The following is a 19838-nucleotide window of genomic DNA, read 5'->3' as shown; positions in this document are numbered from 1 at the left end:
AGTCATGGTTTCTGCTCAAAGCTCTAATCTAGTTCAGACCGACTCCTTATTAATGATGAAAAGCTTTTTAATCTGGACATTTACATTGGCAGTGTGCTTGTTAGTCGTCGGCTTTCCATTGGTTGTATTGATGGCTACGGTTGGCTGTCTATTGTCCATTGTTTTACAATCTGTGATGCCCGCTAGTGCCGTGTTAATTGTGGCAGGTGGTTTAGTAATGTTTAATGTTATGGCAGTATTAATTGCTGCTGGAGTGCTAACAGCTAAAGGTATTCATCCTACGCAAATAAAATGGTTAAGTTGGTTGCATGGTAAAGCTGAAAAAGCCCAAACCACTGTTTATGCAGCTTGTCCTTTAACTTGTGAAATTAACCAATAATTATCATTAGCTAACACCCGACAAAAAGTACATCTGCCCGGTTTATCCGGGTTTTTTAATATTTAAAACAGGGAACAGGGCAGAAGCAGAGGGCAGAAGCAGAGGGCATGGGGAAAATATTTTCCACTGACAACTGACAACTGACAACTGACAACTAACCCATTACCCATTAACTACTTGCCTAACTTAATAGTGTTGCCAATTGCAGTTAAACTGTCTTCAAATAAAGCCTCACGTCCCCAGCGTTGTACTTGTTGACTTAACAACGCTTCGGCTTTTTGTTCAGAAAGAGAAGTTACTTGTTGGAACAAGCCAGACGACTGAGCGCCTCCATGAGTTTCCATTCGCATACAACCGCCAGTTTCCGAACAAATCACAGTTCCACAATTAGCTTGAATATTAGTAGAACTCAAACGCAAACCAATTAAATCACCGATAATTTCCCCCATATCAGCAATGGGAACACCTGCTAACTCAGCTTCTATGTGTTTTTGGTCTTGAGACAGGAATTGAATCGAGGTGATATCATAATCACCGTTTTCCTGTTTATAGGAAACTGGCTGCCATTCTAAGCGATTAGCTAACCAACCCAAATACAATAAGGCTTGAGCAGCATTGCCTTTTTCATAATCAATATTGACACGATCAATTTCTCTAAGAGCAGCGCGACGATTAGGCGCATCATAAGCTTGTGCTGTTAACTCCTGCCATGCTGACAACCGCCGCCAATTCAAATCAGCCAAAGGTATACCAGATTCTACTAACTTCTGCAAGCTGAGTAAATCATCTTCTGGTGTATTAAAGTTGCAAGAATCAACAATGACATTATTACAAACTGCCGCTAATCGCTTAAACAAAAAGTTGGCAGCATCTGGTGTAGCTTTCCACCAGAGAAACTTAGGCAAACCACCAATTAACAAAGCGGGAATCATTCCCCCAATGCGTTCTAAAGCTGCAACAGTACCAGTAAGGGTAATGTACTCACAACAGATAAGAGTGCTGGAAGATTGCTTTTGAATGGGACAATAGGCAGAAACTTGGGCTTTTACCCCTTCATCATCGCCGGCAATGGGACATAAAGCAATAATTCGGCAAGGGTTACGGGTAGCAATTTCGTCAGCAATCGTGGGACTGGTAGGACTAAAAGTATACCCCATAGCTGCACCATGATTATCTCCATTTGGCCCAGTGCGCTGCTTTTGGAAATATTCAGCCCGTAAAGCCGTCAGAGTTTCTGGTGTAGCAGTACCAGTTTCTGGAAGGTGGTGCTTTTTCTGGACTTCCTGCAAAGCTGTTTTAGTTTGTGGTCCGAGAATACCGTCAACTGGACCCTTGTAAAAGCCGGTTGCAGTTAACAAATACTGAGTTTCTTCCGGTTCATAAACTACTAAAGTAAATGTTGTGGCGCGGGTAGCAGCGGGTAAAGTACCATCTTCCCCCTGAAGACCGTAACTTTGCCAAACTTGATTAAGTTCTACCTCAATTTCTGTGAGGGAAACATCCTTGGGCGCTTGCAAAGAAAAAATTGTCGGTGCTTGGGAAATCATATTTGTCAGTTGTTCGTTGTTCGTTGTTCGTGGCGAAGCATTTGGAAGATAAATTATCGGTCATTGCCAAAAATAGTTCTCCAAATGCTTCGCCCGTACAGTTGTTCGTTGTCAGTTGTCAGTTGTTCGTTGTTTTGCTACTGACCAATGACCAAGGACTAATTAAAGTCTGCGCCAGCGGCGACCGTCTTGGTTGATTAGTAATTCTGCTTCTTCTGGTTCCCAAGTACCGGCTTCATACTGAGGAATATTCGCAGGATTGGCTGGTAAATCCCATACAGACAAGGCAGGTGTAACTACTTGCCAAGCTGCTTCTACTTCGTCCGCCCGTGTAAACAAAGTTTGGTCGCCCATCATACAATCAAGGAAGAGACGATCATAGGCATCGGAAGTAGCAGAAATACCTAGAGAGCCGTAGCTAAAATCCATATCTACGGCACGGGTACGGAAATCACCACCGGGCATTTTTACATCAAACCGGAGGGAAATACCTTCATTGGGTTGTATTCGCATGGCCAAAACGTTGGCGTTTACTTGTTGAGCCGCAGAGGGGAACATTCTTGAAGGAACTTCGCGGAAATGAATCGCAATTTCACTGACTTTTTTCGGCATCCGCTTGCCAGTTCTTAGGTAAAAAGGAACACCTTGCCAACGCCAGTTATCTACCATGAACTTCATGGCCACGTAAGTAGGGGTAGTAGATTCAGGATTAACACCTGGTTCAGTTCGATACCCTGCTACCTGTTGACCTTTCATCCAACCCGCGCTGTATTGTCCACGAATTGCTGATTTTGACAAATTATTAACATCAGCTAAACGAGTCGCTTGTAACACTTTAACCTTTTCCGTGCGGATACTGTCAGCATCCATAGAGTTAGGTGCTTCCATGGCGGTTAAACAGTAAAGCTGCATGAGGTGATTTTGCAGCATATCTCGCAACGCGCCCGCACTTTCATAATAACCCGCCCGGTCTTCTACTCCCACGGTTTCGGCTACAGTAATTTGTACATGATCTACAAATTGCCGATTCCACAAAGGTTCAAAAATGGCATTAGCAAAGCGGAAAACCAGCAAGTTTTGCACCGTTTCTTTCCCTAAATAGTGGTCAAGACGATAAACTTGGTTTTCTTTACAAACCTTTTGTACTACTTGGTTGAGATTTTGAGCGGAAGCTAAATCACGACCAAAGGGTTTTTCAATGACTAACCGCTGTTTTTCGGGGTCTTCTAGCATTCCTGCTAACCCTAGTTGCTTAATAGCTTCAGGGAAGAAATTAGGGGCAACAGAGAGGTAAAACATCCGGTTTCCTCTTGTTCCTCGTTTCTCGTCCAATTCAGCTAATAGGGTTTTCAGTTTTTGGTATCCTGCGGGGTCATCTATATTCCCAGGACAGTAAAATAAACCTTGGGAAAAGTCTTGCCAAAGTTCACCTAATTCCACATTAGCGTGAGCTTCTGCCATGCCTTTTTGCATTTGCTCGCGGAAGTATTCGTGACTCCATTCCCGACGCGCTACGCCCACAATGGTGGTTTCTGCGGGAATACGTCTTTCTCTCCGCAATTTGTACAGTGCTGGTACTAATTTACGCCAGGTTAGATCTCCAGAAGCACCAAAGATGACGATAATTTGTGGTTCGGGCATCCCTTGCTGCTGTAGACCGACGCGCAATGGATTTTCTAGCAGACTGACCATAGGATTTTAGATTTTAGATTTTAGATTTTGCCAGAGGTGAAGGGCAAGAAGAAAAAGATCTCTACTTCCTGATCTTTTCTTAAATTCCGCAATCTCCTCTATAGGTGAGAATAGCTTGACTTGACCTTTGAAAGAGTTCATGAATGACACGGAAAGGACACGGACAGGTTATTGCAAGAGGTCTATAGAATACAGAATCCTGGATTTATTCCTGTCTTATGGCTAAAGTCGGTTAAATCGGAATTTTGTCTAATTACCTGTTTTGATAAAAGACATGACCTTGGCTACATTCTCTTTACTACCAATAATTAATGGTGTCCGCTGGTGCAATTTTGTGGGAACTACATCTAAAATATCCATTGTTCCTGTAGTCGCTACACCTCCAGCTTGTTCAATTAAAAATGCTAGGGGAGCAGTTTCATACAATAGACGTAATTTACCTTCTGGTTTTTGTAATGTGCCGGGATAGAGAAATACCCCACCCTGTAATAATATTCTGTGAATATCGCTCACCATTGCCCCACTGTAACGGGAACTATAACCTTCTGTGCGATGAACATAACGGATATATTCTCTAAAAGATTCATCCCATTGCCAGAAGTTACCATCATTAACGCTATAGGTGGCGGCATGATCTGGCATTTTGATATTTTCTTGACAGAGAATAAACTCACCCAAACTAGGATCAAGAATGAATGAATGTACACCTGTACCTATGCTATAAACTAGCATAGTGCTTGGTCCATAGAGAATATATCCTGCTGCTAATTGCTTGCGTCCATTTGTAAGTAAATCCTTAGCTTCACCATCAGCATCTTCTCCTTCTTGCTGACGAATGGCAAAGATAGAACCTAAACTGAGATTGTTATCTGTGTTAGATGAGCCGTCAATGGGGTCATAAAGGAGAGTATAACGACCAATGGGGCAGTTTTCGGGGATGTAGTAGGGTTTTTCCATTTCTTCGGAAGCGAGACGACAGACTAAGCCGCTTTGCTTGAACACGGAAATAAATACTTCATTGGCGTAAACATCCATCTTTTTGACGGATTCTCCCTGGACGTTGACTTCTCCAGTAAATCCCAGCACCCCTTCCATTAAACCAGCGCGACTCAACCGACGGGCAACTAATTTACCCGCTAAAGCGATACGATTCATCAGCGCACTTAAATCCTGGGCATTTGATCCAAAGCTTTGTAATTGCTGGAGGACGTGACGGGATAATGTTGTACAATCACGATCTAAAGCTTTATCTGTGGACAAATTTAAAGATTCTGATATTTGTGTCATGTTGTTCGCTGCTATGGGGTCATGTTCCTGCTTCTATCTTAGAAAGGGAATTTGATAACTTAAATGTGATTTTAGATAAACTAAAGAATTGAATTTTTGATTTGAAGATTCTCGACTTCTTGAAGAAGTCGGGGATCTGGGTTTTTCAGTATTTTTCTCTAGATAACAAATAATTGTTTTCACTACGCACTTAGTATATAATCATGGAGTCGGGCAAATATGAGGATTTGATAATCATGATCAAGATGAAGATATCTACCCCCTAATCGCTAAAACCCTTGCTGTAAGAGGATTTGCGTCTTCTAATTATATCGCAATTCAGAGGGAACAGGGAACGGGCAACTTTCTCACAGGAAAAACTCATGTTTAAAAACATGAGATTGAAATAATGACACTGTTTTTTTCGGGCTACGCATCTTTTAAAAACATCTTTTTTTTGACAGAAGCTCTAAACTGGTGCAAATGAGTGTTTCTGATCTGTTCCCTATTCCCTTCTTTTGTAATCAACAACAAGATCCCCGACTTCTTAAAGAAGTTGGGGATCTAAAAATTTTTGTATATTTTGCACAAATGCTACAGTGTTTTCTAGATGAATATTATGGCCGACTTGAGGAATTATTTGTAATTTAGCCAAGTTGCATTTTTCAGTCATAGCGATATTAATATCAATAAATTTTTCATCTTTCTCACCAACTAATAATAATAGAGGAATAGTATTTTTAGTTAGCAATTCCCATAAACTAGCTTGAGAACCTGTTCCCATAAACTGTAATGACTTGACTAGGTTTAAAGGATGATTTGTTAATCTACTGGATATCATAGATTGGTATTGAGGATGATTTTTGATATCACCAAAGATTGGCTGTTGATACCAATTATTGAGAAAGTCATAAAAATCATCTTGATTGATGATTCTAGATAGTTTTCTGGCTATTTGAGCATCACTTTTAATTCTGGCTAATCTTGCGGTTTCTGTTGCTAAACCTGGAGAAGCAGATTCTAAAATGACTTTAATAAACCTATGGGGAAAATGCAGAGCCAAATATAAAGCCAATCTTCCTCCCATGGAGTAACCAATTAAATAACATTGGTCAATTTTTAATTCATCTAATAATTGAATAATAGCTGCGGCTGTAGATGCCATTGTATAACATTCATCGTCTAAAGCCTGGGTTTTACCATGTCCAGGTAAATCAATTGTCAGATAGGAAAAATCAGCAAATAGTAATTTTATAACTTCATCAAATTCATGAATATTACCCATGAACCCATGTAAAAACAGAATTATTGGTTTGTTTGGTTGATGATTTAAAGAATAGTGAAATTGATATTTATGGATAATCAAGGTAAAAATCTATCTAAAGCAGCTTTTAATTGTTCAATCTCTAATTCTATATTCCCCTTTTGGGCGGCTCTACCAATACACTCAGTTAAATGTTCATCTAGGACAATTCTGGCTACTTTATCTAATGCCCCACGCACAGCAGCAATTTGTAATAATACATCAGGACAAGGGGTATTTTGCTGTACCATTGTTTTAATTCCGCGAACGTGACCTTCTATGCGCGATAGTCGGTTAACAATCCGCCGTAATGACTCTTCACTGTGGACATGAGGATGAACAGAATCAGCCTGATTGTGTGTATAATCTGGATGGTTGTGATCTGATGTAGGTAAAGATTCGTTAGTTACTGGGTTTGCTCCATTCATGGGTATTCTCTGCATATTTTTTAGCCATTTTGGCTGTAATTAATATTTTAGCCCAGAGAGCGCGGGGGAAGATGAAAAAATATCCTGCACTTTGAGCCAAGATTCCGTGAAATCAAAGAAACTTTAAATGACCGAAAATGTCAATAAACCAGAATTCTGATCTGAATCTGTAAAAATAGGTGTAGATAGATTTATCAAGAAACAGCAAAAATTAGACTTGTAGATTAGGTTGTGATTATGCGATTTTCCCAAATGTCCCGGTCTATCCGAAAACTCAGTACCCATATTTTAGCGATTTTTATAGGAGTGATGTTGACTTTCACCTCCCTGCGGGTATTACCTTCAGCCGCAGAACCGGGTCCGAATCCTGTCACTGAGTCATTCACAAAAATTGCTCAAAAGCCTTCTCCCGCTACGGCTGTGATTGGTAGTCATAGTTTTGTGACAGCAGCGGTCAATCGGGTAGGTTCAGCAGTGGTGAGAATTGATACAGAAAGAACGATTACGCGCCGAAATGATCCGATGATGGAAGATCCGTTTTTTCGGCGGTTTTTTGGTGATAGCTTTCCCCAACAATCACCGACTGAACAGTTACGGGGTTTAGGTTCTGGTTTTATTATTGATAAAAGTGGCGTAATTCTCACCAATGCTCACGTAGTTGATAAGGCTGATAAAGTCACAGTCCGTCTGAAAGATGGTCGCACCTTTAAAGGTAAAGTTCAAGGCATTGATGAAGTTACAGATTTGGCTGTAGTTAAGATTGATGCTGGTAAGGATTTACCTGTTGCAGATTTAGGTAATTCTGATCATGTTCAGGTAGGAGATTGGGCGATCGCTGTGGGTAATCCGCTAGGATTTGATAATACCGTCACCTTGGGGATTGTCAGCACCCTCAAACGTTCCAGCGCTCAAGTAGGAATCAGTGATAAACGGTTAGACTTCATTCAAACTGACGCAGCTATTAACCCCGGTAACTCCGGTGGACCATTATTAAATGGTTTGGGAGAAGTGATTGGCATTAATACCGCAATTCGCGCCGATGCGATGGGGATTGGCTTTGCAATTCCTATTGATAAAGCTAAAGTAATCGCTGCTCAATTGCAACGTGATGGCAAAGTTGCTCATCCCTACTTAGGTGTGCAAATGGTGACACTAACACCGGAATTAGCAAAACAAAATAACAATGATCCTAATTCCATGTTTGCAATTCCTGAAGTCGCGGGTGTTTTAGTCATGCGGGTTGTTCCTAATTCTCCGGCTGCAACTGCGGGTATCCGTCGCGGAGATGTGATTTTGCAAATTAACAATAACCCTATTACTAGTGCTGAACAGTTGCAAGGCGTAGTAGAAGACAGTACCCTTGGTCAAGCGTTGCAAGTGAAAGTGCAAAGAGGTAATCAGACACAGATGCTTTCGGTTCGTACCGCTGAGTTGAAAGATATTTCTTAGAGGGTGTTTGAATTTTGAAAATGGGGGTATGCGTAGGTATACCCCTGACTATATCTATTTCTGCTTTAATCCTCTAAGTGTAAAAGTTTGCGGTAAAAAGATTTAGGAAAATCGCTGATGCTATTTCGCTTATAGTTTTCCATTAGTTCAATTAAAAAACTAATAAATTCAAAACTTGGCATCATTACTTCATAAGTTAGTTCAGAGTTAGTCTCAAACTGAATCCGGCAAATGGTTGAATCTAAGGGTAAAGTGGCATCATTCCAAGTCGCAACAAAAGAAATATTCTTACCACCCTCAATTTTACGCTGTCCCTCCAACTCACGTGTTTTATAAAGACTGATGGCATAGGGTAATAAATTTCGCTTACTACCCTGAATATAAGGTAAATAGACGGTAGCTTGTTGTTGATTTGCAGGTTGGAGTTGATCAAAAGACGTATTACCAGACATTTTTGTAGATTCCTTCAATTATTCGCCATTTTTTGGGAGTTTGGGTTAAGCCAAGCCAAACCCAACCTCCGAATTCAGGCTTTTTTTACTTTAGCTAAGGTATTGTCAAACTAAAGTGGCTGTGGCTTTGAGGGCAAAAATTTTCTCAATTATATCTTCAACTACCTGATCCGGTGTCGAAGCGCCAGAAGTAACCCCAACTTTAATTTTCCCTACTGGAAGCCAGTTTTCTGTAATTGCCAATTCTCCTGTTAATTGCCGATGTTCAATGTTATTAATTGATTGAATCCGTTCCACACAATCAATGTGATAGGAAGGAATATCTCGATCAAAAGCAATTTGTTGTAATTGGGTAGTATTTGATGAATTAAACCCCCCAATAACTATCATTAAATCTACCTTTTCTTCCACTAATTCCAGCATAGCATCTTGACGTTCTTGAGTAGCATCACAGATAGTATTGAAATTTTGAAAATGCTGATTTAACTCTGCTGGTCCATATTTCTGCATCATGGTTCGCTCTAGCATTTTCCCGATTTTTTCGGTTTCATCTTTGAGCATGGTTGTTTGGTTAGCAATACCTACCCGTTCTAAATCTTGATCAGGATCAAATCCCGCAGAACAAGCTTTAGCAAACTTAGCTAAAAATTCCTGACGATTGCCACCATAGAGAATATAGTTAATGACATATTCTGCTTCTTGTAAATTTAAAACAATCAAATATTTCCCAGCAAAAGAACTGGTCGCAACGGTTTCTTCGTGCTTGTATTTTCCGTGAATAATTGAAGTGTAATCACCTTTTTTGTGCTTTTCGACAGTGTTCCAAACTTTAGAAACCCAAGGACAAGTAGTATCAACAATTTGACAACCTTTATCATTGAGAATTTGCATTTCTTGAACACTGGCACCAAAAGCTGGTAAAATCACCACATCACCGCTACCAACAACAGAAAAGTCTTTTACTTGATCAATAACGGGAATAAATTCTACCTGCATTTCCTGCATTCGTTTATTCACAGATGGATTGTGAATAATTTCGTTAGTAATCCAAATGTGTTCTGTCGGGAAATGCTGACGGGTTTCATAGGCCATGGCTACAGCCCTTTCTACACCCCAACAAAAGCCAAATGCTTGGGCTAGTTGGATTGTGACATCACCACGGTTGAGAGTGTAGTTAGAATTGCGGATTTCCTGAATTAAGTTACTTTGAAACTCAGACTGTAACTGAGTGGCTACTTCCGCCTGATGACCAAAGCCCTTACGATTATAATTGGCTGAATGTTGGAGGCTGCGTTTAAAAGCTTTTGTATCCATTTGAGATTGACCACTAATAATTACTATTTTTGATTTTCTCGCGCTTGGAGCCGATTTAGATAGAAATTTTGGATTTATATCCTATTTGTTGACTGTACCTTTTGTGGTTGAGGAAGTTGGGGTGTTAGTTGTTGGTTAGTATACATTTGCAAAGCAGTCCGCCAAACTAGATAACCAGGGGGACTCAGATGTAAACCGTCGGTGGTAAAATTTGAACGAAGATTACCTTGTTGATCGGTGAATAGGGGATGTAAATTGAGATATCTCGCGCCTTTTTTAGTAGCGATGTTATTCAGTTCCTGATTTAATTTGCGAATTCGAGAATTGGGAATAGCTAGGAGTTTTTCTTTTCCTTTCCAAGTTGTCCCCCCCGCACCATGTGGCAAAATTGACTGAATGACAATTTCTGCTTGGGGGTGTTTTCTGCGTAGATAGCTGATAATTTGCCGATAATTAGTGAGAATTTCCTGATCGTCTAGCCCGCGAATTAGATCATTAATACCTACCATCACCAAAATCATATCTGGTTGGGTGCGGTCAAAGAGATCTAATCTTTGTAACAGTCCATTGCTAACTTCCCCGGAAATTCCTTGATTTAGCCAATTTCTATCTTCCGGTAATAATTCTGGTGGAAACCATAAACTCAGAGAATCTCCCGCTAGTATGGTTAACCGTTGGGGATTTTTGTCAGCGGTTATTTTAGCTTCTTGCTTGAGCATATCCAACCATTGGGGATAACTGAGTTGATGACGGGGACCTAACTCTGGTGCTACATATTGATTTTTCCAGTTAAGGTTAACTGGTTCTGGGGGATTTGGGATAGCTGTCGTTGCTACCACAGGGGTTATTTTTTGCTGTCGCCAAATCAATGAAATGACCGCTAACATTAGGATAACGTTAGTTAACAGTGCGAAGAATCCCCAAGCAGGAAAGGTTTTTACACAGTTAGACACGACTGATAAAAATGACCAATATTAAACTTCATTGTAAATCTGGTAAGAGACTTCCAAATAAAAAATCTGCCAAAATTTCTTATGGAGTTTTCTAATTGGTAATTGAGATCAAGATTATAGGATTAACGGCTCAGAATATAGTTTCTTTGAGAAAATGCGGTTTATTTCTGAATGTAGAGACGTTATAGGTAACGTCTCTACATTATCTATATCTATTTGTTAGGAATTCGATCTGCAAACTCGGAGTTATAACCTTCTTCTCCGTGTTCGTTAATATCCAAACCTTGATCTTCAGTTTGATCCGGAACTCGTAAACCAATTGTAGCCGCAATAATTTTGAGAATGATCCAAGTCCCGACAGCCGCAATGATATAGGCTAGGGCGATCGCTCCTAATTCTACAAATAATTCACTGAAGTTACCACGCAGTACCCCATCTTTTCCGCCAGCATTAACTCTAATGTCGGCAAAGATAGCTGTTAAAATCGCACCTATAGTCCCACCCACACCATGTACTGGATAGGTATCTAAGGCATCATCAACCTGTAACTTGTGCTTGAAACTGACAGCAAAGAAACAGACGACGGAGGTAATGAAACCGATGAGAATTGAGGCTAGAGGTGTGACAAATCCGGCGGCTGGGGTGATCCCAACTAAACCAGCTACCGCACCTGTGGCTGCGCCTACTGCGGTGGGTTTTCCCCGTAATGTGGCTTCTAAAATCAACCACATTAACGCACCAGCGGCGGTCGATGTATTGGTAGCAACAAAGGCTACAGTGGCTACTGTACCTGCGGATAAGGAACTACCAGCGTTAAAGCCGAACCAACCAAACCAAAGTAAGCCAGCACCTAACAAAATAAAGGGGACATTGTGGGGAGGGCTAAGACGATCTGGATAGTTTTTTCTGGGACCGAGGACAATTGCTGCTACCAGTGCCGAAACACCGGAACTAATATGCACTACTGTCCCACCAGCAAAGTCTAGAGCGCCTATCCCACCAGCTAACCCTAAAAATCCTCCTTTTGCCCAAACCATGTGTGCCAGGGGTGTGTAGATGAAGGTTGACCACAGCAGCACAAATAGGCAATAGGCGCGGAAACTCATCCGTTCGGCGATCGCTCCTGAAATTAAGGCTGGGGTAATAATTGCAAACATGGCTTGATAGATCATGAATGCTTGATGGGGAATTGTTCCCGCATAAGAAACAACTTCCACAGGGTCTGAACCTTGCAGATAGCCTGTTGTTTCTAAGCCGACACCGTTTAACCCAAACCACTGTAAACCACCGATAAAGGGCAACCCAGGGGCAAATGAAAGGCTATAACCCCAGAGAATCCAGGTGACTCCGACAATGCCCATCAACACAAAACTCATCATCAATGTGTTGAGGATATTGTGCGATCGCACAAACCCACCATAAAAGAAGGCTAATCCCGGTGTCATTAGCAATACTAAGGCTGATGAAATCAGCATAAATGCTGTATCGCCTGAATTAGGAGGGGGTGCAGCAGCGGCTTCTGCAAGGGCATTTCCAGTTAATAACCCTACCAACATAAATAGGGTTAAACACCCAATAATGACTACTTTTTTGAACATTTATTTTCGTTCCTCTGTGTCTACAATAATATTAGTCTTAATCAAAGATAATTCGTATTATTTACTACTTTTTTCTGTCTTTAAAGTTACTTAATGTTTAATTTTTCAGTAATTTTCACAAAAATCTGATCTTTTCTCTAACTTAAAATTTGCACTAAGGTTCATTTTATTATGCAATATTTACATTTCGTTGATACTTTGCGGTTTTAAAGTTCTGGTTTTTGCTCTTTCTAAAGCAGTTAAAAGACGCGCTGCATTTTGAGATGAGCGCAGTAAATGAGTTGTTTCTAATCAACTTTCTAATTCGTCAGCAGCAATAGGGGCGAGGTTTGCACCATCAGGTTGGGTAATCATCATTACTTATCTATCTGCAACTACTTGAGCGCAGATGTCAGCTAGGTTATTACGAGCATCTGTTAGGTTTGTTTGGTTGGTTGGACATGGTGGGATTTTTCCTTTCTGGATCAATATCTCCAACCTTGCCAGAACTAGCCCACCATAGTGGGTAGCATCCATAATCAGCCATGAGTTTGATTTTTTCTATTTTAAACAGCATCTACCAATTCAAAACGAATTTTTTTACCAACAACTCTTGCAGCTTTATCAATTGTTTCTAAGGTAACAGAATGATTATCAGGAGATAAAAGTCTATCAACAGATGATCTACTTGTTTTCATTTTCTCAGCCATTGCTGTTTTAGTAATATTTTTCTCAGCCATTGCAGTTTGAATTTGCCAAGCAATTACTCTTTTAATAGCTATTAAATTTATTTCGTCTAATGTTCCTTCTTCTTCTAAAAACGCATCAAGAGAAGAACCAATATAAGGATTTTCTGTCATTTTTACGCCTCCAATGTGTGTTTGCGTTCCCAGGCTAAATCTAATTGTTGTTTTGGGGTTTTTTGACTTTTCTTAATGAAGCCATGCAGCAATATCATTTTACCTTCATAGAAACAAAATAACACACGAGCAATTTTATTTTGTGGTAAATTTGTTCTGACTTCAAATAATCCATCACCCATTGGCCGACAGGTATGCATTCCAATTGGCCAACCAAATTCAACTGTTTTGATATCAGCACCAATCAAAAATCTTTCCTCTTTAGAGGATGTTTGAAAAGTTTTAGGTTGTGATTTTAGGCACTTACAGATCCCCCCTAACCCCCCTTGTTAAGGGGGGAACTAGAGTCAAAGTCCCCCTTTTTAAGGGGGATTTAGGGGGATCTAAAAATATTTGATACACCATGAGGGACTTTTCAAACACCCTCTTAGGCAAGGGATGAGCGGTGGACCACTTTTAAATCAAAAAGGAGAATTAATAGCAATTAATGGCTTATTAAAGTATCCTTTTCAGGGGATTAAGGCTTTTACTGATGGTTCTGTACCTAATCAACAAATTTATGCAAAAATAGACTCTTTAAGTTGGGCTATTCCTATTACTAAAGTCATTGATTTTATGGAAACACAAAGTCTAGTTGAGCAAAATTTACATAATTACTGAAAAAAAATCAAAAATATTGAATATGCTTTTAATAACTAATCAATTAACTAGGGTGTTTTTGGGGCTATCGGCAATAACAGCAATGGCTATGACTATTCCAGCATTAGCTAACAGTGTACCTCAAGGAATCGCCGAAAATGTCAGAGAATCTATAGTCCAAATCAATAGCAAAGATAATGGTTCTCCTGGAGGTTCAGGAGTGATTATTGACGAAGAAAATAATATTTACACTGTATTAACTGCCAATCATGTTGTTTGTAGTGCCATAAAACGACCAGGGAAGATTAATTGCTCTCAAGATATCAATTACTCAATTCGTACCTACACAGGGAAAGAGTATGTTATGAAAAATCGTCAAGTTTTACAGACAGATCAAAATGGAGTTGATTTAGCAATTATTACATTTCAAGCTCCAGACTCAGAATATTATCGTCCTGTTGTTATTGAAGATAAGCCATTGGAAATTGGTACAGACATTTTTGTTGCTGGTTTTCCAGCCGTATTTGGCAGAAAAGGTGCAGATAGAGAATTTGCTTTTACAGGAGGGAGAATTGTTTTTAATCAGAATCTCCGAAATGGTTATAGTTTGGTTTATGATGCCAATACTTTGACTGGTAATAGTGGAGGAGGTGTATTTGATATTAATGGCAATCTTGTAGCCATTCACGGACTTGCAGATGCTACTAAATCGGGATTTAATGCCGGCATTCCTATTAAAACTTATTTGCAGTTAACCAAAGGGAAAGTTATCTCAAGTGACACGGAGACAATCCCCCAATCTGAGCCAGCAAAAATCTCCTCCAATGACCGAAATTTGCAGATTATTCAAAATTTCGGATACAATCCTACAGCTTGTGAACCTGGTAGACAAGTAGTATCAATTATGTTTGGCAATAAAGAATACTGTGTTGAGCCTAGACCTCCTTTAACTGGTCTAAAATACCGATATAATTCGACTACTAATCAATTAGAGCTTTTCGATGCACCAAAATCTAATAACCCTAATAACCCTAATATAGGTTTATAAGGAAAATGCCGCCAAGGTGGAGATTTTAAATTTTATTGAAAATGACACAAAAAATGTTAATGTAAATAGCTTTAAAATACCCTGTCATTTATCAATATGTCAGTCTCTATCACTATCTCTCAACTGCTTGAAGAACTTCAAGCTGAATCGGTGAATGTATCTGCGTCTACCTTAACTCAGTTGGGGATGGGGATACAAACAGATACTCGCATTTTGCAACCGGGTGAAGTCTTTTTGGCTTTGCGAGGAGAAAAGTTTGATGGACATGATTTTGTCGCGACAGCGATCGCTAAAGGGGCTATAGTTGCCATAGTTGATCATGCTTACGAGAATCCCGGTTTTCCAGTTTTGCGGGTTAAAGATACTTTAAAGGCATATCAACAAATTGCTAAATGGTGGCGTGAAAGCTTTACTATTCCTGTAATTGGCATCACAGGTTCAGTAGGGAAAACTACAACTAAAGAACTAATTGCCGCAGTTTTAGCCACAAAAGGAAAAGTTCATAAAACCTACGGGAATTTTAATAATGAAATAGGAGTCTCCAAAACCCTGTTAGAAATGGGTCGAGAAAATGACTTTGCTGTGATTGAAATGGCAATGCGAGGCAGGGGACAAATTGCCGAACTGACAGAAATTGCTAAACCGACAATTGGGGTAATTACTAATGTAGGAACGGCACATATTGAATTACTTGGTTCAGAAGATGCAATTGCTGAAGCTAAGTGTGAATTATTAGCAACAATGCCAAATGATAGTATCGCCATTCTTAATCATGATAACCCCTTATTAATGACAACAGCAGCGAAATTTTGGCAAGGGAAAGTTATCAGTTATGGCTTTTCTGGTGGTGATATCCAAGGAGAATTAATTGATAGTGAAACTGTAGAAGTTGCCGGCATCCGTTTACCTTTACCTTTACCTGGTCGTCATAATGCTACCAATTTTTTAGCAGCTTTAGCAGTAGCTAAGGTATTAGAAATTGATTGGCAATTATTACAATCTGGGGTCATGGTAAATATGCCCACAGGTAGAAGTCAACGCTTCACTTTGCCCAATGATGTCGTGATTTTAGATGAAACCTATAATGCCGCCCCAGAAGCCATGTTAGCGGCTTTGCAGTTGTTAGCAGACACACCAGGAAAGCGGAAAATTGCGGTTTTAGGGGCAATGAAGGAATTAGGAGAAAGATCCCCAGAACTTCATCAAAAAGTCGGGAAAATGGTCAAAAGTTTGCATCTTGATGGATTATTAGTATTAGTTGATGGTAAAGATGCGGAAATTATGGTTAATAGTGCGGATAATATATCTTGTGAATGTTTCACTAATCATGCCGATTTGGTAACAAGATTAAAAACATTTATGCAAACAGGCGATCGCTTATTATTCAAAGCAGCCCATTCTGTGGGATTAGATCGAGTTGTCAACCAATTACGGGCAGAATTCACCAATTAAAAAGAGTTGAAAATTGTATTTTCAATATGTTGTCTATTTGCTATAGTTTAGACAAAACAAACTTAATTAAGTCGGTATTTTCTCAGAAATATCATCCACAAGAAAATTACATCTTTTGTAGAGATGTTCCATGAAACATCTCTACCATATAGCAAAAAACAATCTAAAATGTCGTTTAACGAATGAAAATAAACCATTAATTGTTATCAATAGCGAGACAAAAATATTTCAATAAAGTCTTATCCATTGAGATCAAAGCCTTGAATTTATGGATTATTTTTGGAAGAATCAAAAGTAAGGTTAGTCAATATCAAGTCTAATCTCATTTGTTTGATATCAAGACGATATATAAAGGAGAAATTATCATGACTAATATCCAAATATCCACACTACTTCCTGTCGGTTATGATTTATTTAATGATATTGCTAGTTTTCTCAATGAACTAGCTACCGAGGAAGTACAAGATGTTTATGGTGGAGGTTATCATAGTTGTTGGTCTCATAAAAACAATTACTCTCACAACAATTCCAAGAGTGGTTATAACGGAAAATATTGGGGTCATTAAAATTAGAAAATAGCTGTTAAATAACTAACAGCTATTACTAATAGTCAGAATGGTAATTTTTATTTTTTACTACTATTCTGACTATTAAATTGTATTTGGTCAAGACGAGATATCAAGGAGGAATTATCATGACTAATATCCAAATATCTCCACTACTTCCTGTAGGTTATGATTTATTTAATGATACTAATAGTTTCCTCAATGAACTAGCTACTGAGGAAGTACAAAACATTTTTGGTGAAGGTTGTCATAGTGGAGGTTTTAGCGGAAGTTTTAGCGCAAGTGGAAGTTTTAGTGGCAGTTATAGCGCAAGCGGAAGTTATAGCGCAAGTGGCAGTTATAGCGCAAGTGGAGGTTATTAATGGTCACCATTAAACTCGAAAAAAAGCTGTTAGTTACGCAGCTATCAACAGTCAGGAGTAAAACCCTTTAGCTGCAAGGCTTTGTAATGAAAATTTGTACCTCAATCACTTGCAATATGCTGTAATTAACAGTTATTACCAATAGTCAGAATAGTAATTTTTATTTTTACTACTATTCTGACAGGTTATAAAAAAGTCAAATATCAGGTTTATAGCAATCGTGAAATTCTGACTTTTGTTGTAATTACTTACCAAAAGAAAACAATTGTGGAGAATTTTTTCGCCACATAATTACCAACAGATTAGTCAATAAACAGGTAATTGCTAGGGATAACAAAATATAAGTTGGTGGCATAACTACACCAATCATGAACTAAGTGTAAACGTGCAGAAGCATGATACTAGCAAACAGACAAGCAAATCCAACAGATATCCACACCTGAAGCATGGGACGATTTAGGAAGATGAGGACAATTGTGAATAAGGTTGTCAGGATATTAGCTGGAACAAGAAAGGCACAAATGCCTATACAGTTGTTGCGGGAAAATTCGATTAAGGTGTTGAAATCTAACATTAATTTTTGGGGATAATTGTAGGTTCTTATTATTAAGTTTTATTATCAATAATATCATTAATAAAATTATAGGGTTCTACCGTTCCCCTTATGATCAAACATCCTTTTAATATATCCAAAACCATTGGTGTACATGGGTTTAATCTAAATTAATATTTTTGAAAATATTAAAACCTCAAATCCAATCGGTGTAGGGGTTTCAGGGATATTTTACCGAAAATATCATAAAGGGAGCGGTAGAGCCAATTATAGTACCTTAAAAGTGAGTAATTACGCCATTTATGTAACAATTTTTAAAGAATTAGCCTTGTCCACTAAATTTATTAATGATAGAGACGCTGTCAGAAACGTCTCTACAAGGTCTCCCAGATGAAAAACTCTCTCCGATTAACCCATCAAAATCACAGTATCAATAACGTGAATCACGCCATTATCAGCATCAATATCTGCTGCTAAAACTGTGGCATTTTTTACCTCAAAACCATCATCACAATTAATTTTAATAGGAGAACCTTCCACAGAAGTTACAGTACCAAGTTTTGCTAAATCAGCCTTTGTTAACTTACCAGGCACGACGTGATAGGTTAAAATCCTTGCTAACTGAGGAATATTTTGTAATAAAGTTGTAATTGTACCAGGGGGTAACTTGGCAAAAGCGTCGTCAGTTGGTGCAAACACAGTGAATGGCCCGGGACTTTTTAACGTTTCCACCAACCCAGCAGCGGACACAGCGGCCACTAAAGTTTTAAACGCATCATTACTAACTGCAATATCAACAATATCAGGCATTGACTTTACCTCTCATCTACCAAAGGTTCTAAAAAATAGTAAATCATGTTTAAGTTTTATTAATGACAATTCTGGTAAAATATATTCTGATGATTTTCTGAATATTTTTTTATACATAAAATGGATAAACGCACTTATGCAATATTGGGAACCGGCGCATTAGGTGGATTTTATGGTGCAAAACTGCAAAAATCCGGTTTAGAAGTTCATTATCTACTCAAAAGTGATTATCAACAGGTAAGCGAACAAGGTTTAATTATTGAGTCTAAAGACGGTGACTTTACCCTTTCTCAAGTTAATGCCTATAACAATGTAGACAAGATGCCACAGTGTGATGTGGTTATAGTATCACTAAAAACTACCCAAAATCAACTTTTACCAGATTTATTACCGCCAATAGTTAAAGATGACGGGGTGGTACTGGTATTACAAAATGGATTGGGTATCGAAGCAGAAATCGCGGAAATTGTGAGTAATGTCCACGTTATTGGGGGTTTATGTTTTCTCTGTTCTAATAAAGTTGCACCAGGACATATTCATCATTTAGATTATGGACAAATTACATTAGGTGAATATACATCTAATTATCAATCAATTGGCATTACTAAAAAAATGCGAGAAATTGCCGCAGATTTTGAAAATGCCGGTATATCAATAGAACTATTAGAAGATTTACTATTAGGACGTTGGAAAAAGTTAGTTTGGAATATTCCCTATAATGGCTTATCTGTGATTCTTGATGGGAGAACCGATGAATTAATGACAGATATATATACTCGTCAGTTAGTAGAAAGTTTGATGTGGGAAGTAGTTATAGGGGCAAAAAGTACGGGCAGAATTATTCCTGAAAGTTTCGTTCAAACCATGTTAGATTACACCGTGAAAATGAAACCTTACCGCACCAGCATGAAAATTGATTTTGATGAAAAACGTCCTTTAGAATTAGAAGCAATTTTTGGTAATCCATTAAGAAAAGCAGAATTAGCAGGTGTAAATTTGCAGCAAATTCGTTGTTTATATCAACAATTGAAGTTTTTGGATATGAGAAATAGAAGTTAAATCTAAATCCTGACTCATTCCATCCGAAAAAAGGGACAAATAAACTATCTCCATAGTTGTTATTTAAGGGGAAAAAGCAAAGGGAAAACCTTTACCCCTAAGAGGATGTTGGGAAAATCAGGCAAGGCA

The 19838-nt window shown here is 38.8% G+C and carries 21 protein-coding genes and 1 pseudogene; 9 read left to right on the top strand and 13 right to left on the bottom strand.

All coding sequences use genetic code 11. The features are described from left to right. Positions 1 to 4: 4 nt before the first annotated feature. Entirely contained in the window at positions 5 to 379 is a 375-nt protein-coding gene (locus tag AN490_RS16450) for a hypothetical protein (protein ID WP_015080819.1), read from the top strand. 173 nt (positions 380 to 552) lie between these two features. On the opposite strand, the gene opcA is transcribed toward AN490_RS16450, so the two are convergent. After that, complete coding sequence (opcA, locus tag AN490_RS16445) at positions 553 to 1926, bottom strand: glucose-6-phosphate dehydrogenase assembly protein OpcA (RefSeq protein ID WP_300005514.1); 1374 nt, start codon at positions 1924 to 1926, stop codon at positions 553 to 555. 2 nt (positions 1927 to 1928) lie between these two features. On the opposite strand from opcA, the gene AN490_RS16440 reads away from it, so the two are divergent. Then, on the top strand, positions 1929 to 2123 hold the full coding sequence (locus AN490_RS16440; protein ID WP_300005512.1) for a hypothetical protein: 195 nt from the start codon (positions 1929 to 1931) through the stop codon (positions 2121 to 2123). Here AN490_RS16440 and zwf read toward each other — a convergent pair. From zwf to AN490_RS16420, 4 genes are all read right to left on the bottom strand, one after another. Beyond that, a complete protein-coding gene (zwf, locus tag AN490_RS16435; protein ID WP_300005510.1) occupies positions 2089 to 3618 on the bottom strand; it encodes a glucose-6-phosphate dehydrogenase in 1530 nt (509 codons plus the stop codon). The two genes, AN490_RS16440 and zwf, sit on opposite strands and share 35 nt — an antisense overlap. A gap of 249 nt (positions 3619 to 3867) precedes the next feature. Next, positions 3868 to 4905: a class 1 fructose-bisphosphatase gene (gene fbp, locus AN490_RS16430; RefSeq protein ID WP_300005508.1), complete on the bottom strand. Its 1038-nt coding sequence runs from the start codon at positions 4903 to 4905 to the stop codon at positions 3868 to 3870. A gap of 526 nt (positions 4906 to 5431) precedes the next feature. Next, positions 5432 to 6250, bottom strand: a complete 819-nt coding sequence (gene menH / locus AN490_RS16425) for a 2-succinyl-6-hydroxy-2,4-cyclohexadiene-1-carboxylate synthase (protein WP_300005506.1) — start codon at positions 6248 to 6250, stop codon at positions 5432 to 5434. Beyond that, positions 6247 to 6615, bottom strand: coding sequence for a metal-sensitive transcriptional regulator (locus AN490_RS16420; RefSeq protein WP_148766860.1), 369 nt, complete (start codon positions 6613 to 6615; stop codon positions 6247 to 6249). Before AN490_RS16420 ends, menH begins: the two co-directional genes overlap by 4 nt. A gap of 237 nt (positions 6616 to 6852) precedes the next feature. Between AN490_RS16420 and AN490_RS16415 the strand changes: the two genes are divergently transcribed. After that, a complete protein-coding gene (locus AN490_RS16415; protein WP_300005503.1) occupies positions 6853 to 8064 on the top strand; it encodes an HhoA/HhoB/HtrA family serine endopeptidase in 1212 nt (403 codons plus the stop codon). A gap of 65 nt (positions 8065 to 8129) precedes the next feature. Here the strand turns inward: AN490_RS16415 and ebsA are convergent, their stop codons facing one another. From ebsA to AN490_RS16385, 6 genes are all read right to left on the bottom strand, one after another. After that, positions 8130 to 8516 (bottom strand): type IV pilus biogenesis protein EbsA, encoded by a 387-nt coding sequence (gene ebsA, locus AN490_RS16410; protein WP_300005501.1) that lies wholly within the window; start codon positions 8514 to 8516, stop codon positions 8130 to 8132. Positions 8517 to 8621: 105 nt separating this feature from the next. Next, positions 8622 to 9830 carry a 4-hydroxy-3-methylbut-2-enyl diphosphate reductase gene (locus tag AN490_RS16405; RefSeq protein ID WP_148762005.1) on the bottom strand — a complete coding sequence of 403 codons (1209 nt, stop codon included), beginning with the start codon at positions 9828 to 9830 and terminating at the stop codon, positions 8622 to 8624. 74 nt (positions 9831 to 9904) lie between these two features. Then, on the bottom strand, positions 9905 to 10717 hold the full coding sequence (locus tag AN490_RS16400) for an SGNH/GDSL hydrolase family protein (RefSeq protein WP_300005498.1): 813 nt from the start codon (positions 10715 to 10717) through the stop codon (positions 9905 to 9907). Between the two features lie 278 nt (positions 10718 to 10995). Beyond that, complete coding sequence (locus tag AN490_RS16395; RefSeq protein WP_300005496.1) at positions 10996 to 12381, bottom strand: ammonium transporter; 1386 nt, start codon at positions 12379 to 12381, stop codon at positions 10996 to 10998. A gap of 545 nt (positions 12382 to 12926) precedes the next feature. Next, on the bottom strand, positions 12927 to 13220 hold the full coding sequence (locus AN490_RS16390) for a helix-turn-helix transcriptional regulator (RefSeq protein ID WP_300005494.1): 294 nt from the start codon (positions 13218 to 13220) through the stop codon (positions 12927 to 12929). A 2-nt stretch (positions 13221 to 13222) separates the two neighbouring features. Next, entirely contained in the window at positions 13223 to 13531 is a 309-nt protein-coding gene (locus tag AN490_RS16385; RefSeq protein ID WP_300005530.1) for a type II toxin-antitoxin system RelE/ParE family toxin, read from the bottom strand. A gap of 127 nt (positions 13532 to 13658) precedes the next feature. Here AN490_RS16385 and AN490_RS16380 point away from each other — a divergent pair, with 127 nt between their 5' ends. The 5 genes from AN490_RS16380 to AN490_RS16360 all read left to right on the top strand — a co-directional run bounded on the left by AN490_RS16380 (position 13659) and on the right by AN490_RS16360 (position 17287). Then, a complete protein-coding gene (locus AN490_RS16380; protein ID WP_300005492.1) occupies positions 13659 to 13880 on the top strand; it encodes a hypothetical protein in 222 nt (73 codons plus the stop codon). A gap of 22 nt (positions 13881 to 13902) precedes the next feature. Next, positions 13903 to 14907 carry a serine protease gene (locus AN490_RS16375; RefSeq protein ID WP_300005490.1) on the top strand — a complete coding sequence of 335 codons (1005 nt, stop codon included), beginning with the start codon at positions 13903 to 13905 and terminating at the stop codon, positions 14905 to 14907. Positions 14908 to 15003: 96 nt separating this feature from the next. Beyond that, a complete protein-coding gene (gene murF, locus AN490_RS16370; protein ID WP_300005488.1) occupies positions 15004 to 16359 on the top strand; it encodes a UDP-N-acetylmuramoyl-tripeptide--D-alanyl-D-alanine ligase in 1356 nt (451 codons plus the stop codon). Positions 16360 to 16724: 365 nt separating this feature from the next. After that, entirely contained in the window at positions 16725 to 16925 is a 201-nt protein-coding gene (locus tag AN490_RS16365) for a hypothetical protein (protein ID WP_300005486.1), read from the top strand. Positions 16926 to 17053: 128 nt separating this feature from the next. Continuing rightward, positions 17054 to 17287 carry a hypothetical protein gene (locus AN490_RS16360; protein WP_300005484.1) on the top strand — a complete coding sequence of 78 codons (234 nt, stop codon included), beginning with the start codon at positions 17054 to 17056 and terminating at the stop codon, positions 17285 to 17287. Between the two features lie 244 nt (positions 17288 to 17531). On the opposite strand, the pseudogene AN490_RS16355 reads toward AN490_RS16360, so the two are convergent. Beyond that, positions 17532 to 17861, bottom strand: a pseudogene (locus AN490_RS16355) (hypothetical protein). 387 nt (positions 17862 to 18248) lie between these two features. After that, positions 18249 to 18650, bottom strand: a complete 402-nt coding sequence (locus tag AN490_RS16350; protein ID WP_300005482.1) for a fasciclin domain-containing protein — start codon at positions 18648 to 18650, stop codon at positions 18249 to 18251. Between the two features lie 120 nt (positions 18651 to 18770). On the opposite strand from AN490_RS16350, the gene AN490_RS16345 reads away from it, so the two are divergent. Then, on the top strand, positions 18771 to 19709 hold the full coding sequence (locus AN490_RS16345) for a putative 2-dehydropantoate 2-reductase (RefSeq protein WP_300005480.1): 939 nt from the start codon (positions 18771 to 18773) through the stop codon (positions 19707 to 19709). Positions 19710 to 19838 lie beyond the last annotated feature (129 nt).

This window comes from Anabaena sp. AL09 (genome assembly GCF_001672255.1).
In the GTDB taxonomy this organism is placed as follows: domain Bacteria; phylum Cyanobacteriota; class Cyanobacteriia; order Cyanobacteriales; family Nostocaceae; genus Dolichospermum; species Dolichospermum lemmermannii.
The sequence above is the reverse complement of the archived record's forward strand: the minus strand, read 5'-3'. Positions and strand labels throughout refer to the sequence as shown.